Annotated in this window: 19 protein-coding genes; 15 read left to right on the plus strand and 4 right to left on the minus strand. The window is 46.4% G+C overall.

Features of this window, described 5'->3' with window-relative positions; all coding sequences use genetic code 11:
• Positions 1–75 precede the first annotated feature (75 nt).
• Both msrB and HBAL_RS06075 read right to left on the minus strand, forming a co-directional pair.
• Complete coding sequence (gene msrB / locus HBAL_RS06070; protein WP_015827057.1) at positions 76–480, minus strand: peptide-methionine (R)-S-oxide reductase MsrB; 405 nt, start codon at positions 478–480, stop codon at positions 76–78.
• A gap of 17 nt (positions 481–497) precedes the next feature.
• On the minus strand, positions 498–980 hold the full coding sequence (locus tag HBAL_RS06075; protein WP_015827058.1) for a MaoC family dehydratase: 483 nt from the start codon (positions 978–980) through the stop codon (positions 498–500).
• A 413-nt stretch (positions 981–1,393) separates the two neighbouring features.
• On the opposite strand from HBAL_RS06075, the gene HBAL_RS06080 reads away from it, so the two are divergent.
• From HBAL_RS06080 to HBAL_RS06150, 15 genes are all read left to right on the plus strand, one after another.
• The gene (locus tag HBAL_RS06080) at positions 1,394–1,831 is read left to right on the plus strand and encodes a hypothetical protein (protein ID WP_015827059.1); all 438 of its coding nucleotides are present in this window, start codon (positions 1,394–1,396) and stop codon (positions 1,829–1,831) included.
• 109 nt (positions 1,832–1,940) lie between these two features.
• Positions 1,941–3,137, plus strand: a complete 1,197-nt coding sequence (locus tag HBAL_RS06085) for a DUF2336 domain-containing protein (protein WP_015827060.1) — start codon at positions 1,941–1,943, stop codon at positions 3,135–3,137.
• Between the two features lie 137 nt (positions 3,138–3,274).
• Complete coding sequence (locus HBAL_RS06090) at positions 3,275–3,754, plus strand: Na+/H+ antiporter subunit E (protein WP_015827061.1); 480 nt, start codon at positions 3,275–3,277, stop codon at positions 3,752–3,754.
• Between the two features lie 3 nt (positions 3,755–3,757).
• The gene (locus HBAL_RS06095; protein WP_015827062.1) at positions 3,758–4,072 is read left to right on the plus strand and encodes a monovalent cation/H+ antiporter complex subunit F; all 315 of its coding nucleotides are present in this window, start codon (positions 3,758–3,760) and stop codon (positions 4,070–4,072) included.
• Positions 4,065–4,469, plus strand: a complete 405-nt coding sequence (gene mnhG / locus HBAL_RS06100) for a monovalent cation/H(+) antiporter subunit G (RefSeq protein WP_015827063.1) — start codon at positions 4,065–4,067, stop codon at positions 4,467–4,469. Before HBAL_RS06095 ends, mnhG begins: the two co-directional genes overlap by 8 nt.
• A gap of 4 nt (positions 4,470–4,473) precedes the next feature.
• The gene (locus tag HBAL_RS06105; RefSeq protein ID WP_015827064.1) at positions 4,474–5,541 is read left to right on the plus strand and encodes a DUF4040 domain-containing protein; all 1,068 of its coding nucleotides are present in this window, start codon (positions 4,474–4,476) and stop codon (positions 5,539–5,541) included.
• 3 nt (positions 5,542–5,544) lie between these two features.
• The gene (locus HBAL_RS06110) at positions 5,545–6,261 is read left to right on the plus strand and encodes a cation:proton antiporter subunit C (RefSeq protein ID WP_015827065.1); all 717 of its coding nucleotides are present in this window, start codon (positions 5,545–5,547) and stop codon (positions 6,259–6,261) included.
• On the plus strand, positions 6,258–7,793 hold the full coding sequence (locus HBAL_RS06115) for a monovalent cation/H+ antiporter subunit D family protein (protein ID WP_041301444.1): 1,536 nt from the start codon (positions 6,258–6,260) through the stop codon (positions 7,791–7,793). The genes HBAL_RS06110 and HBAL_RS06115 overlap by 4 nt, the downstream gene beginning before the upstream one ends.
• On the plus strand, positions 7,790–9,298 hold the full coding sequence (locus HBAL_RS06120) for a proton-conducting transporter transmembrane domain-containing protein (protein WP_015827067.1): 1,509 nt from the start codon (positions 7,790–7,792) through the stop codon (positions 9,296–9,298). The genes HBAL_RS06115 and HBAL_RS06120 overlap by 4 nt, the downstream gene beginning before the upstream one ends.
• The gene (locus HBAL_RS06125; protein WP_015827068.1) at positions 9,295–9,669 is read left to right on the plus strand and encodes a hypothetical protein; all 375 of its coding nucleotides are present in this window, start codon (positions 9,295–9,297) and stop codon (positions 9,667–9,669) included. Before HBAL_RS06120 ends, HBAL_RS06125 begins: the two co-directional genes overlap by 4 nt.
• Positions 9,669–11,447 carry a Na(+)/H(+) antiporter subunit D gene (locus HBAL_RS06130; protein ID WP_015827069.1) on the plus strand — a complete coding sequence of 593 codons (1,779 nt, stop codon included), beginning with the start codon at positions 9,669–9,671 and terminating at the stop codon, positions 11,445–11,447. The genes HBAL_RS06125 and HBAL_RS06130 overlap by 1 nt, the downstream gene beginning before the upstream one ends.
• 146 nt (positions 11,448–11,593) lie before the next feature.
• Positions 11,594–12,025, plus strand: a complete 432-nt coding sequence (locus HBAL_RS06135) for a MucR family transcriptional regulator (protein ID WP_015827070.1) — start codon at positions 11,594–11,596, stop codon at positions 12,023–12,025.
• A gap of 167 nt (positions 12,026–12,192) precedes the next feature.
• Positions 12,193–12,684: a PAS domain-containing protein gene (locus HBAL_RS06140; protein WP_015827071.1), complete on the plus strand. Its 492-nt coding sequence runs from the start codon at positions 12,193–12,195 to the stop codon at positions 12,682–12,684.
• Positions 12,685–12,911: 227 nt separating this feature from the next.
• Positions 12,912–13,247 (plus strand): helix-turn-helix domain-containing protein, encoded by a 336-nt coding sequence (locus tag HBAL_RS06145; RefSeq protein WP_015827072.1) that lies wholly within the window; start codon positions 12,912–12,914, stop codon positions 13,245–13,247.
• A gap of 173 nt (positions 13,248–13,420) precedes the next feature.
• The gene (locus tag HBAL_RS06150) at positions 13,421–13,993 is read left to right on the plus strand and encodes a DUF6456 domain-containing protein (RefSeq protein WP_041301445.1); all 573 of its coding nucleotides are present in this window, start codon (positions 13,421–13,423) and stop codon (positions 13,991–13,993) included.
• Here the strand turns inward: HBAL_RS06150 and HBAL_RS06155 are convergent.
• Positions 13,990–14,427 (minus strand): SufE family protein, encoded by a 438-nt coding sequence (locus tag HBAL_RS06155; protein ID WP_015827074.1) that lies wholly within the window; start codon positions 14,425–14,427, stop codon positions 13,990–13,992. The two genes, HBAL_RS06150 and HBAL_RS06155, sit on opposite strands and share 4 nt — an antisense overlap.
• 93 nt (positions 14,428–14,520) lie before the next feature.
• Positions 14,521–15,564, minus strand: coding sequence for a hypothetical protein (locus tag HBAL_RS06160; RefSeq protein WP_015827075.1), 1,044 nt, complete (start codon positions 15,562–15,564; stop codon positions 14,521–14,523).
• Positions 15,565–15,625: the final 61 nt, after the last annotated feature.

The following is a 15,625-nucleotide window of genomic DNA, read 5'->3' on the forward strand; positions in this document are numbered from 1 at the left end:
TTCCCCTAAATTGTGATTAAGTGAAAAGATGGACTAATCATGTGGGGAGTGAAAGAGGTAAATTACATTCTTCAACTATTCCTCAGGAATAAATTTCAAAACACTACCATTGATGCAATATCTTAGCCCTGTGGGTGCTGGGCCATCATTGAAGACATGTCCCATATGTGCGTCACAATTTGCGCAGCGCACTTCTATGCGTGGTGAGGCAAGTTTGAAATCTTGTTTTGTTGAAACAGCTTCTTCAAAGGCGGGCTGATAAAAGCTGGGCCAGCCAGAGCCGGAATCATATTTGTGTGCAGAAGACCAAAGAGCTGTTTCGCATACGACACATAGATATTCACCATCACGTTTTTCATTATTTAGCGGGCTTGTGAAAGCGCGCTCAGTGCCGTCTTCGCGAGCAATTTTATATTGCTCTGGTGTGAGTTCTTTGCGCAATTGTTCGTCAGTTTTGCCAGTCTGATTGTCGTTTGACATGTCAATTCCTGTATAATTTATACCGCGTCAGTATCGGATTTTTGCGTTTCAAGTTCAGCACCGTACAATATTTGCAGCGTTTCGCCCACTAGGGCAGGTCGTTTCTCGCCTTCAATTTCTATTGTGTTTTTGATTTTTACAATCTTACCGCCAGCGCTATTTTTGACTGATTCACAAACCTGCTTTAACCGAACGCGTGACCCGGTTTTTACAGCATTTTTCAAGCGTATGCGATCACTCCCAAAATTGACGATTCGGGACATGCCTTCGATTTGTAGACATTCATTAAAAAACACAGGGATAAGTGAGATGATAAGATAGCCGTGTGCAATTGTGCCGCCGATTTCACGGTTGGCGCGTTCTACATCGACATGGATCCATTGATAATCACCAGTCGCCTCAGCGAATTTATCAATTCTTTCTTGAGTGATCTCCAACCAGTTAGACGTGCCGATTTCTTCGCCAACCTTGAGGTGAAGCTCTGAGAATTTGATTATCATGATTCTGCTACCGTTTTTCAAATAATACACTTAAGGTTGTATTACTGTGTTCAATAGCTGCACTATGACCAATTCAAATATCAATTCAAGGCTTGGTAAACATTAAAAACATTCACCTGAGAATGAGGTGGATGTCAAAACGTATACGCGTTGTAGATGAATGCGGGCAGGGATGTAGATATTTCAGGTTGATGAAAAATATGTGTGGTCTTGGTGTTCTGACTTTTGCTGGGCTTAAAGTTGCAGACTGCAAATATAGAGTTGCACACAATAAGTTTACTTGATCACGCCAGGCAGAGTTTGTTCTGGAGGTGTTGGATTGTACAATATATCGTCACAAGGTTATCACAATTTCATTGTGTTATTGTGGTAAAGCGATTAGCTCGTTAATGTCGTTATAGAGGGTGTAGAATATGCGCGGTGTAAGATCTTTTCTGGGATGGGTTTTAGCGCTGGGGCTTATAATTGTGCTCGCATTTTCTCTGGACGCTAAATTATTCGACGATCCTGAACAAGCAAATGTTGTTTATTCTACATTAGCAGAAAAAACAGGTTTAGCATTGTTTGAGCCAACCGGACGATATGTCATGGGGATGCTTGAGGGATTTGCTGCTCTTATGCTGGTTTTGCCATTTACGCGCCGTTTTGGGGCTTTTTTGACGCTTGTTATCTCGGGCGCACTGGTTGGCGCACATTTATCACCCTATCTTGGGCAGGAAATTCCAATTGCGCTTGGAAGTGAAAAATTAGACGGTGCGAGCCATTTTTATCTCATGATCGCGCTCGTAACTGCATCAGGTTTGCTGATGTTTATTCACCCAGGGCGCAAGCGACGCAGAACTTTTAATTAAGAGAGTCTAATCAAATAAAAGTGGAACATATGCATTTTTTTGCAATGTGATGACTTTTGGTTAACTGATTAAAGTCCAATATCGCGGCTAAGAATCGCGAGGCATAGTCATGGCCGATGGCCTAAATCAGCAAGTTGAAACACAGCAAGATTTTCGATCTCGCCGCATGTTGTTGCGACGATTGACCGATGTTGTCGCGCTTCCTGATTCTGCGTCCAGTTCTCAAGATCGAGCGATAGCCGGTGATTTATTGCTGGAGATGCTGATAGATGCCGACGAAAACGAACGTGCTGTATGTGCGAAACGTCTGGTTGGGATGTCTCAGGCACCGCGTCGTGTTTTACGCTATTTAGGGCAGGATGTCGCATCGGTTTCAAGCCAATTGCTTGAGGAATCGGCAGCATTTGATCAATCTGATCTTGTCTCTATTGTCGTAAGTGGGGCAGCCCATCATCGCCGCGCAATAGCCGCCCGCAAGGATGTTGGGTCTTGCTTGAGTGATGCAATATCTCAGAGTCGGGACACAGAAGCAATTGCGCGATTATTGATGAATGACAAAGCGATTGTATCTGAATTATCTATAGATCGCTTAGTCTCTTTGAGTCGCAATATCGAGAGGCTAGGGCCATTATTGCTGCGTCGACCTGAATTACGGCCTGCGCATGCGCTTGTTTTGTTTTGGTGGTCGGATCAGGCAACCCGTCGTCTGATACTTCAACGCTTTTCTGCTGAACGCTCTGTTTTGATAGATATGTGTTCAGATATTTTTGCGCACGCAGCCAAAGATAATTGGTCTGATCCTGTGGTAAGAAAAGGTTTGCAGGTAATTGAACGCCGTCAGAGAAATCGCGCGGCGATAGAGAAAAGTCCATTTTCAAGTCTAGAAGATGCGATCGCGCATATGCTCAAGTCTGGATATCAAGCAAAAACCATCGACGAAATTTCATATCTATGTGGCATCAAGCCCATGACCGGACAGAAAATTATTTCCGATGAGGGCGGTGAAGGTATTGCGGTTTTGGCCAAAGCTGTTGGGCTGAAAAGACAATATTTCAAAGCATTCTGGGCAGCGCTTGGGCGTCCTATTAGTCGCAAAGATGCACCTGTCGAGCATTTTGAATATGTCCTTGAAATATATGAGATGATGGCCGTTGCCAAAGCCCAAACAGTGCTGCGGTATTGGAATTGGTCGCTGAGTTCTGCCTATTCTCCGGAGGTGTTGGACGACAACAATAATGAAGTTGAAGCTGATACAGAGAAATATGGACCTGCTTCGCGTGCCAGCCGGTTAGTATTTGGTCGTTAATTCAAGATCTAACAATAATTTGACCGATCAGGACTGGTCAAAATGCTATCTTCTCGATAACTAATTCCTAACTTCAATAGCGGGGCTGTTGAATCCAAAAGCGATTCTCATAGCTACCCATAAATTTTACGGGTCTGATGACTTATTTAGTGGGCTTAATTGTCGGTATTTCAATCTTCTGGTTTGGACTATCGGGTCATTTTGATTTTCCAATTCTCCACATGGGGATTGGTTCTATTGTTTTTGTCATTTGGTTTTGTCACCGATTAAAAATTCTCGACGTTGAAGCATCTCCATATATGTTGATGCCGCGTGCGCTTGGATATTGGGTGTGGCTTGGCGGCGAAATTATCAAAGCCAATATGGTTGTCTTAAAAGCTGCGCTTCGCGTGACACCTGATATTGAGCCAGCGATGGCTCGCGTGAAAACAAGCTGTAAATCAGATTTGGCAAAAGTGACTTTCGCCAACTCGATAACATTGACGCCGGGAACAGTGACAATTGATCTTGAGGGAGATGAATTGATTGTTCATGGCCTTTACGCTGCTGATGTTGCGCCTGGCTCTTTTGATGAGATGGATCGTCGTACCTCAGAAGCTATAGACGGAAAGAGATAGAATATGCTCGTTGCTGCTACCCTTGCCGTTATTGCGGCGATGGCGCTTTTGCTTGCGCGCGCCATCATGGGACCGACATTGTATGACCGCGTTCTTGCGGTAAACTCTTTTGGGACCAAAACTGTTTTGTTGTTGGGATTGCTTGGTTTTGTGACCAAACGGCCCGATTTCCTCGATATCGCTTTGCTTTATGCAATGATCAATTTTGTGGGAACAATCGCAATTTTGAAATTCTTCCGTTATCGCTCATTTGGTGTGCCTCTTGTTGCTAAGAAGCCTGATGGTTCCGTACAGATCGGAGAAGCGCACAATGATTGATTTTTCCACTCTGTTTTCGCCTGAAAATCTCGAAACTGCCCGCATTACTCTTGGGAGCGCATTGACGCTGGCTGGTGCTGTATTTTCAGCGGCTGGATCTATTGGTGTTATTCGTTTCCCTGATTTCTACACACGTATGCACGCTGCGTCGGTTACGGATACACTTGGTGCATCTTTGGTATTGATCGGGTTAATGCTGATCGGTGGTTGGTCTTTGGTGACGTTCAAACTGCTCTGCATCTGGGTGTTCTTCATGTTCACCAGCCCGACATCATCTAATGCTGCTGCAAATGGCGCGCTTAGAGCAGGGCTTGAGCCTTTCCTTGGCAAATGGACAGGACAAAAAGTGACCGTCAAAGGCCAAGAGGCTTTAAAAGTGCAAGAGGAAAAGGAGTAAAAAAATGGAAGCTCATTTTAGTCCATCCGTCCTCATCGCAAATATCGTCCTTATGGGCATGCTCGGCGTGATCACGATCGCGATTATTCGTATGCGTAGCCTGTTTGCCATTGTTATGCTGAGTGGTGTGTATTCGCTTGTGTCTGCGGCTTGGTTTCAAGCTATGGATGCGGTTGATGTGTCTTTTACTGAGGCTGCGGTTGGGGCGGGTGTTTCAACCACTTTAATCCTTGCCGCAATGTTGTTGACTGTTCGAACAGCTAAGCCGTCTAAGCCGATTTCTAAGCGTTGGGGGCCACTTGTTGTGGTCATCGCAACAGGTGCTGTATTGCTGTATGCATCCACAGATTTGCCGTCATTCGGGGCAGCAGATTCACCAGCTAATAGTCATGTCGGAAAAGCCTATATTGATGAAACACCGCATGATGTGGGGACGCCAAACATTGTGACAGCTGTTTTGGCCTCTTATCGTGGATTTGATACATTTGGTGAAACCGTCGTTGTATTCGCTGCCGGTGTTGCTGTGATCCTGCTCATTGGATTTGGAGAACGTGCGCGGGCTGCTTCTGACTGGCGCGGTAAAGATGAGGAGCAGGGGGAGAATTTTAGTGATGATAGTCACTTGATTTTGCGGGTTGTTTCAAAATTCCTAATCCCTCTCATCGCAATTTTTGCATTCTATGTGCATTTCCATGGTGAATACTCACCTGGAGGTGGGTTTCAGGCCGGTGTGATCTTCGCTGTTGCTGTGATGCTATATGCCATGATTTTTGGTCTGCGGGCGGCAATGAAGGCTTTCCCACCTGTGTGGGCGCGTGTGGGGGCTGCAATCGGAGTTGCGATTTACGGATTGACTGGCGTTGTCTGTATGATCAATGGCGGCGACTTCCTTGATTATGACTACATTTTCGGTCCACCGACTGGCGAAGTGCACGGCCACCATAACTGGCCGCAAATCACTGGTATTATTGGTGTTGAGGTCGGTGTGGTTGTTGCTGTGGCCTGTGTCATGATTACAGCTTTTTATGCATTTGCGGGCCGCGTGCCTGAGATTCGGGACGAGGACTGGTAAACCATGCAATTCGTACTGGACCATTATAATTATTGGGTCATCATTCTGCTGATGATGGGTGGCCTATATATTCTATTTGAGAGCCAAAACCTGATTAAACGTCTGGTTGGGCTGTCTATCTTTCAAACCTCTGTGATCGTGTTTTATGTAACATTGGGTAAAGTGGCGAGTGGGACGGCTCCTATTTATGTAGATACGGGCGATCATGGCGGAGGACATGGTGATGAAACCAACCATGGCGCTACTGGCGCTGGCCATGCGATTGATACACATGCTGGCGCAGATGCGACAGGACATGATAATCCTGCGACTGATCTAACACATGGTGTTGAAGAACATATTGCAGATGCGCAGGTAACTGATGACCATGGCGTGGTGACGTCTGATGTGGCTGAGGCTGCTGACTCTGTAAAAGAACATGCAGCAGACGCAGGACATGGATTATCTGATGCTGCACACAGCGCAATTGACGCTGTTGCTCCGCACACTGTTGATGCTGGTGCGCACGGTGTTGACGTCGCGCATCCTGTTGCTGAAGTGATTTATTCAAACCCGCTGCCACACGTGCTGATGCTGACTGCTATTGTTGTCGGTGTCGCAACATTGTCTGTGGGGCTGGCTTTGGTTGTTCGCATTCGCGAAGCTTACGGAACAATTGAAATGGACGATGTGAATTCTGCCGATTTGGAAGATGGAACACGCGAAGGTGAGAAGGCATGAATATGTTTGCTAACTTCCACCTCGCACCAGAGGCGCTGACTCATCACGCGCCGGTTTTGCTTGTGCTTGTTCCATTTCTCATGGCAACAGCGACAGTATTTGCTCCCAATGGTCGATTTGCATGGGGCATGGCGCTATTAACGTCAGCTTTTACTGTGTGGATGGCGTGGGCGCTTGGCGCTGATGTCGCGCGTGAAGGCGTTGTTTCCTATCATATGGGGGGCTGGGCACCTCCGCTTGGAATTGAATTTCGCGTTGATGGCCTCAACACACTTATCGTCATACTGATCTCATTCATGGCGCTTATGTCAGCTTTGTTTGCGCAGCCTGCAGTGGCGCGTGAAATTAAGGCTGAAAAACAACCTCTTTTCTATACTGCCTATCAGATTTGTTTGGCGGGTCTTATGGGGATGTCTCTCACAGGGGACGCGTTTAACCTGTTTGTTTTCCTAGAGATTTCATCCATTTCAACTTATGTGCTTGTTGCGCTTGGAGCGACACGTGATCGCCGCGCTTTAACGGCCGCATTCAATTACCTGATCATGGGGACAATTGGTGCGAGTTTCTTTGTGATCGGTGTTGGCTTTTTATATGCCGCGACTGGTACGCTGAATATGGCAGACATAGCCGAGCGTTTGAACGGATTGCATGACTCACGCGTTGTGCAGGCTGGATTTGCTTTCATTATTGTTGGGCTTGGACTTAAGGCTGCGATGTTCCCATTGCACCAATGGTTGCCAAGTGCATATGCCTACGCGCCTAGCTTTGTGACCGTATTCTTGTCTGCGACTGCAACGAAGGCCGCTTTCTATGCCTTGGCGAGATTCATCTTCACTGTGTTTGATCCGAGTTGGGATTTTGTCGTTGCGTCGCTGAATTATGTGCTTGCGCCTGCGGCTTGTTTGGCAATCCTGTTTTGTTCGTTTCAAGCGATTTTCCAATTGGATGTGCGTCGAGTGCTAGCGTATTCTTCGGTTGCACAAGTGGGGTATATGTTGCTTGGGCTGTCAGTTGGTACAGCAGCGGGACTATCCGCTGGTATGTTCCACCTTGCCAACCACGCTTTGCTGAAAGGCGCGTTGTTTATGGCAGTGGGTGCTGCAGCACTTGGGGCTAATGTCTGGAAGGTTTCACACTTTAAAGGGGCGGGTAAAAAAGCGCCGCTGACATTTGCAGCTTTCACAATTGCTGGATTGTCACTCATGGGTGTGCCCCTAACAGCTGGTTTCTTGTCTAAATGGCGTTTGCTAGAAGCTGTTATGATCAATGATTGGTGGTGGGCTGCACTTGTGATTGGTGCGTCGTCTTTCCTCGCTTTTTTCTATGTGGGCCGTATCCTTCAGGCTGTTTATTTCATGGAGCCAGATGAAGGTGCGCCAGAAATCAAGGAAGCGCCTTTGGTCATCCTATTTGCGCTTTGGGTGCTTGCAGGATTGAATATTTTCTTTGGTGTAAACCCGTCCATCCCATTGGGGCTTGCGGAAGCAGGCGCACATGCCGTGCTTGGTATTGATCTAGGAGGCGTCCAATGAGCAATGAACTCCTGATCCAGTTTGCGCTGGGTATTCCTTTACTATGTTCTATCGCTGTTTGGGCATTCCGTAGTGCGCCGGATGTGCGCGAAACTGTGACAATGCTGAGTGCGATTGGCTTATTCATTGTGGCGCTGTCTATCGCGCTGCGCGTTAACAATGGTGAAGTTGTCGCGTGGGACATGGTGAGTGTCGCTGCGGGCTTCTCATTTGCCTTTGAGGTTGAACCTCTTGGTGCCCTGTTTGGATGTATTGCATCCGGTTTGTGGGGCGTGAACTCGCTTTACTCTATCGGTTATATGCGCGGCAATAATGAAAAGCATCAGACACGTTTTTACATGTGTTTTGGTGTGGCATTATTTGGGGCTATGGGAGCGGCATTCTCTGCCAACCTATTCACGCTCTTCATTTTTTATGAAGTCCTGACATTATCCACTTACCCGCTTGTGACGCACAAAGGTGATGCGAATGCATTGCGGGGCGGACGCATTTATCTGACAACATTGCTGGGAACATCTGTTGGTTTCTTCCTGCTGGCAATTGTCGGTACTTATGTGGTGACTGGTATGACGCCGGATGGGTTTGATCCATCCATTGCGACAACTGATTTCACGCAGGGCGGTATTCTTGAAGGGCACGCCTCCAAGCTCGTTGGTTCGGTTATTTTGCTATTGTTTGTATTTGGTATCGGGAAGGCGGCGATTATGCCGTTTCACTTCTGGCTACCAAATGCGATGGTTGCGCCAACGCCGGTTTCTGCATTGCTTCATGCTGTGGCGGTTGTGAAGACGGGGGTGTTCGCGGTCTTAAAAATTGCAACTTATATCTTCGGTGCCGACTATTTATCCAATTTGCCCGGTCAAGAGATTGTGCTTGTGGTGGCGTGTTTCACCATTGTCGTGTCGTCGTTGATTGCGTTGACCAAAGATAACCTAAAGGCGCGGTTGGCTTATTCAACGGTTTCTCAGCTGTCTTATGTGACCGTCGGGGCGATGTTGGCATCTAGTGCAGCGATGATGGGCGGCGGCTTGCAAATTGCGATGCACGCTGTTGGTAAGATTACTTTGTTTATGTGTGCGGGTGCAATTTATGTGGCCACTGGCAAGGGTAATATTTCAGAAATGCGTGGCTTGGGCCGTAAAATGCCTGTTGTGTTTACCTGTTTCCTCATTGGATCATTGTCCATCATTGGTGTGCCGCCAATGGGGGGGGCTTGGGCAAAATATCAATTGATACTGGGTTCACTTGATGCAGATAAAGCCTATGTGGCTTGGACATTGATCGTGTCTTCTATTCTGAATGTGATTTATCTGATTCCGATTTCGATACTTGCGTTAATGCCGCCTAAAGGCTCGGGCGTTCCTGCAGCTTATAAACGAGAAGGCGGAACGCCGACACTTGCTGTGCTGCCGCCAGCGATAACTGCGTGTTTATGTATTGTGCTGTTCTTCGGCATTAACACAATTTATGACTTCCTTCTTCCAGTCTTTGGGAGCCGTTCATGAGCGATGATATGAACCAGAATAATAGTTCAGACGATGCCACTCCAATGGCCAAACTTTTGTTTGGATGGACACAAGCTAAATCCACACCGATCATATTTTTGATTGTATTGGTTGTTATTTCGCTTGGGCTTTTTGCTGCTGATTTCGTCTTAGCTGCCAAACATATGAAACATGCTTATAAGCCCGTCGCATTCTCTGAAATGCCGATGTTTTATGGTTTGTATGGGTTTGCAGCCTTTGCTTTTGTTGTTGGATGTGGGTGGCCTTTGGCCAAACTGCTGCGCAAAGATGAAAACTATTATGGTGACCTCGAGGGCCTTGATGCTGACGAGGGTGATGCGACCTCCAAGTCTAAAGTGGAGGGCGAATAATGTCTCCAGAATTTTTGCCGTCACTCGTTGATATAAACCCTGGTTTTGCGGTTATTCTTGCGGGGATATTGGCCTATTTTATCCGTATTCCGGTATTGCGCGCGATCATCACAATAGGTGGTCCGGTCATCGGGCTTTTGATGTTGTCCACTTTCTCGGAATTTGGCGTTGATCATGGTGTGATGCGGGTTATGGATCTGACAGCGATTACATATCGCGTGGATTCGCTGTCTTTCATATTTGCATTGGCGTTTTTGATCGCCGCAGCAATTAATTCGATTTACTCTCTTCACAATAAAGACCCACTTCAGGACGCCTGTGCGCTTATCTATGCAGGTGCCGCGATTGCTGCGTCCTTGTGTGGTGATTTGATGACAGTCTTCTTCTTCTGGGAGCTGACTGCGGTCTCATCTGTGTTCTTGATTTGGCAAACAGGGACAAAGGCAGCTTACAAAGCTGGTATGCGCTATATCGCGATTCAGATCCTGTCGGGTGTATTGCTATTATTTGGTGCGGTATATTTCCTTGGAAACCATGGCGATCTGTCTCTGCGGGCGATTTCGCTTGAAGAAGATGGTGCTTGGCTTATTTTCCTTGGCTTTGGAATTAAGGCTGCCTTTCCCTTCTTGCACAATTGGCTGCAAGATTCCTATCCTAAAGCGACACCAACAGGGGCTGTGGTGCTATCTGCGTTCACGACCAAGCTTGCGGTCTATATGTTTGCACGCATGTTCCCCGGAGAGCACATACTGATCTATATCGGTGCTGTGATGACAATCTTCCCAGTCTTCTTTGCTGTGGTCGAAAATGATTTACGCAAAGTGCTGGCATATTCATTGAATAACCAAGTTGGTTTCATGATCTGTGCGATTGGTGTGGCCAATCTCGATACTGAATATGGACGCTATGCATTGAACGGGGCAGCTGCACACGCCTTTGCTCACATCATGTATAAAGGCTTGCTATTCATGAGTATGGGGGCTGTGCTGCACAGGACTGGTACGACCAAAGCATCCGAGCTTGGCGGCCTGTGGCGAACCATGCCGTGGACGACTGTATTCTGTCTGATCGGAGCGGCGTCTATCTCGGCCTTCCCGCTATTCTCAGGTTTTGTAGCGAAATCCATGACATTGTCGGCCATTGGGCATGAAGGCTATGTGATTGTTTGGTGTATGCTGTTATTTGCGTCTGCTGGTGTGTTGGAACACTCAGGGATCAAAATTCCGTATTTTGCCTTTTTCGGGCATGATTCGGGGAAACGCCCGAAAGAAGCGCCATTTAATATGCTCGTCGCCATGGGATGTTCAGCATTTATCTGTATCGCTGTGGGTATTCCAGGGCTTGGCGGTACGAAATGGCTATATTCCCAATTACCGTATGCAACCGAGGCGCTTTACTATCTTGAGCATTCGCTTTGGACTTGGGATCACGTGGTGACTCAATTCCAACTTCTCATCCTTGCTATGCTTGCTTTTGTTCTGATGCAGCGTTTTGGACTATACCCAGCTGAGAAACCGGGTGTTGTTCTCGACTTTGATTGGACATATCGCCGTATAGGATATGGTTTTGCGCATTGGGCAGACCGACTGTGGGAGCGTGCAAGTCCTGCTATGACAAATGGCTGGAGAAAACTTGGCTCACGCGTGCACACCTATCTGACTGAAGCGTTCAGCCCAGAAGGTATGTTGAGCAAAGGTGGCCCAAGTGGATCTATGGCTGTCTGGACAGCGCTTATTCTTGGTTTAGTTATCGCTGTATCTGTTGTTTCAGCAATATAGAAGGTACTTCATTTGAAGTACCTTGAGATTAAATCGAAGATAGATAAGACCTATCGCCAATGATTTAGCAGTTGTTACTCTTTACATCTGCCACGACATGTAGAATTTGCTGTTTTATATTGTCGGGCTAAGGTAAAGAGTTTAATATGAGCAAAGATAGCGATGAAATTATAATCGCCGGAAAAAATGATAGTACACTTATAGGTGTCGTGTCCGAGATTGTGTCTGCCTATGTAGGAAATAACCCTGTCCCTGTTTCAGATCTACCGGGATTGATTGAGAATACCTACAATGTCGTTAGTGAATTAAACGGCCGCATTGTTAAAGAAACAAAAGCTGACCAGAAACCAGCCGTTTCAGTGCGCAAATCCTTGAGCGAAGACTATGTCATCTGTCTTGAGGATGGGAAGAAGTTCAAATCCCTTAAACGCCACTTGCGGACGCGCTATAATATGTCTCCTGAAGAATATCGTGAAAAGTGGGGCTTATCTCCAGATTACCCTATGGTTGCACCAAATTACGCCAAGCAACGGTCTGATTTAGCCAAGCGTATGGGGCTTGGGCAAGCAAAAAAATAAGTAACAAGTAAACGAAAAGTTAACACGATCAATTCGCTTCCGAAACGAAATATAGAATCATTGTTTATTGAACAGATTCATCTTTACTGTGTCGGACACTTGCCAAACTCTAAATATTAGATGAATATAGAATCTAATATTCCGAATCGGCAGGGCATGGGGCACTTATGATAACGGGCGATACGCGTTTAAGTCTTGCGGGACAAAAGACGCTTTTAAATGAATGGGTTGCAAATACCCATAGTGATCAGATTGCTTCTCGTGAGGCGATGCAACCGGCTCAGTTTATCACTGAGCTGGCCTACATCTCGATTATGGAGAAAGTAGATGCGGATGTGTATTTCCGCTTCTCTGGCTCTGAAATTCGTCGAATGTTGGGGCGTGAAGCCAAAGGGCACAGACTTGTGCAGTTTCCGCGATTAGCAAATTCCAAAAGTGGTATTCCTGCTGTTCGATCAGCTTTTAGAAATACTCAGCCTGTTTCAGGGACAGAAGAACTTCCGGGAAATATTGTTCATTTTTGGTTGAGATTACCTGTCATGGATAAAGATGGCAAAGTGACTCAGCTAATATGTCATGATCGCCTATTGGAGCATTCTATGCTGGAGGTAGAAGCCCCCGAATATGAATTAAGACGTCGTGTAAACAAGGCTGCCTGATTTATCCAACAGGGTAATAGGAAATTATTCACATACACAAGCGACCTAATGGGTCGCTTTTTTTGTGCTTATCCCATGAATATATATGAATTTTCTAGTTAATTCCCTGTCTTTCAGGGAAATAGCTGAAAATATAAGGTTCTTGAATAATTCTGTAATAGGAATATTATCCTACATCTTGTGGGGTGGTGCATTATGCCTCCAAACAGAGTTATGGAGTGGATAGAATGCAGTTTATTCAACAATCAAAAGACGCAGCTTGTGCGCGATTAGCGAGTTCATTATCCGGATATGTGTTTGGTGTGAGTCAAAATGATTTATATGCACCAACACGGGGTGTGCAAAACGTGTCGCTTGCAAGACAGGTTGCAATGTATTTAACGCATGTCTCATTTGGATTAAGTTTGGCGCGTGTTGCCAATGCCTTTTTAAGAGACCGTTCAACGGTTGCTTATGCGTGTCACCTCATTGAAGACAAGCGTGATGACCCAGCTTTTGACGATATGCTTGAAGCATTGGAAAGTGCCGCGCGTGCAGCCCCAGCGCCTGTGACAGATATATGAGTGGGCAAACAATTTTATACATGTCGGCAGAGCGTGTGAGACGGATACGCCGTAGTCTGCGACGCCCTAGCGCATATATCAGTTGTGATTCGTCAGATCCAAATTGCCGATGGGGGATTCGTACTCACACGAATAATCGGACGCGCAGGTTATTCTCTATTACGCAGCAGGAAATGAATGAGTTGATAGATCTTCATTTTATTCAGCATAAGGCAGCTGATCTTGTTTATACATGGAATGAAGATGCTTATCTGGCATCTGAGATGGGAGCTAAACGGATAGGGGATGTTATCCGATCAAATGAACAATTGGCGCATCTTCCTAAATCTGGATTTCAGCGTTTGGTGAGGCAGGCGCTGATTAATCAAGGGCCGCTGAATGTGAGATTGGTTCAAACGGCACAGGCATTTGAAAAAGATTTGGAGCTAGCTTCAATTTTGTTGGGGCAGGTTATGGATTGGGGTAGGATTGCTGATATTCGCACGGGGCGGCAATCAGTTGATGTAGAGATGCGAAGTGCAATGATTGTTGATGCTAAAAAGCGGATACAGCAGATTGAGCAATCATTATCGGCGCGTGATCTTGCTATTATTCGGGCAGCCTGCATGTCCGAATTAACACTGAACCAAATCGAGCTTAAATTCGGACTTGCAAAAAGAAGCGCAGGGCAACGTATTCGCGCGGCACTTATGCATCTTGCTGATGTTTATGATTATCAGCTTCAAGGTGGGCGTTGTGCAGTTTAAGCGTTTAAAGCAGCTTGTGCGTCTTCGCGGATGCGCGCCAACATGGATTTAAAGCCATTGGAGCGTTGAGGCGACAAAGCCTCGTCAACGCCTATGGATGCGAAAAAGGCATTGGCATCAAATGCTAGAATATCTTGTGGCGTGTTGTCGGAATAAATCTGCAATAAGAGAGCGATTAAACCGGAGACGAGGATTGCATCAGATGCACCGCGAAATTTTAAGCATCCAGCTTTTGTAGACGGTTCGGTGACAAGCCAAACCTGACTTGCGCATCCAAGCACTTTATTGCTGTCATTCATTTCTGCATCACTAAGTGGTGCAAGAGATTTTCCAAGGTCTATGATATGCGCATAGCGCTCTTCCCAATCGCTTAGGAATTCGAAGTCATCGCGCAATTCATTGGCGGCTAGCTCTAGGGGCGTTGAATTTGTCATGAGGCATATAAAAGGCCCGCGAGCAAAACATGCAAGCGGGCCTTTGTATTTCTATCGATTTTTTTTAACTGATCTCGCCCAATTTACACAAATTTATTGAGCGACATCACCCACACATTCACCAATATCTGAAACAGCGTGTTTGCGCATACAGGCTTGCAGGCCATAATGGTCGGACTGGCTTCTAACGCATCCATTCAGCTGAAGTTGAGCAAATTCGAAACAGTCTTTAGCGCGGCGATCATTCATAGCGTTGATGACGCCTGTATCTGATGTGCTAGCTGCACCAATAATTTCAAAGGCAGCAAGAGAAGCCATGTGGTTTGCTGTTTGAGTGCGGGCAGGGTTCACGGAATAACGACGCTGCGTCAGTGATGAAAGTGCTGAAATAGGTGCGCTTGTGGCTATGCGTGTCGCGCGCTCCCAAGCGTTTGACTGTCCAGCATTCGCAAGAATTTCACCTATGTTAGAAGAAGCAAACATATCGCGCGCGGAGGAGGACACGGGGCGACCAGAGTATGTCATTGATTTCAATTGGTTGGCGCGTTCAGCACCATCACGAATGCGTTCTTTTACCCATGATTGATTTTGCAAGATAGCTTCTTGTGATTCCATGAAAGAAGCCGCGCTTGAAATATACATGGCATCTGATTCTGCAGCGGCCAGCGCAGATTGCAGAGCTTTATCACCACCTTTTAGGCTGGTTGCGTAAGCGGGGGATTTACGCAGGCCGTTTAAAAAGCGCTCACGTCCATAATAGGATTCGATTTCGCGTACAGAATTTGCGAATTCCCGATTTTGAGCTGCGACAAGAGCAGAATAAGACATCCAACCTGATGTAAACTTGCTTGCATTATGGCCACCGAGTGCGGAAAGCTTTTGTTCAATGTCACTTTGAGAAGAAAGCGCGTGCGTCCTAACTTGCGACACATCCCCCTGATATGTAGCATATGTTGCAGCGGCAGAATAAACGGCGTTAGATGAGCCTGTATTTACTTGTTGGGCACTCGCATATGTTGTCTGAACCGAAGGTGTACCTGGTTGGGAGGCGCTTGCAGTTGTAATTGTTTGAGCATGAGCCGCACCCATTGATAAAGATATGACGGCAATTGATTGTAACCAATTTGTTAGACGCATGAGTGGGGATCCTCCGGTTTCAATTTGATTTGACAGTTGGGTAAACTGCCAAAATGCTTCT

The organism is Hirschia baltica ATCC 49814 (genome assembly GCF_000023785.1).
In the GTDB taxonomy this organism is placed as follows: Bacteria; Pseudomonadota; Alphaproteobacteria; order Caulobacterales; family Hyphomonadaceae; genus Hirschia; species Hirschia baltica.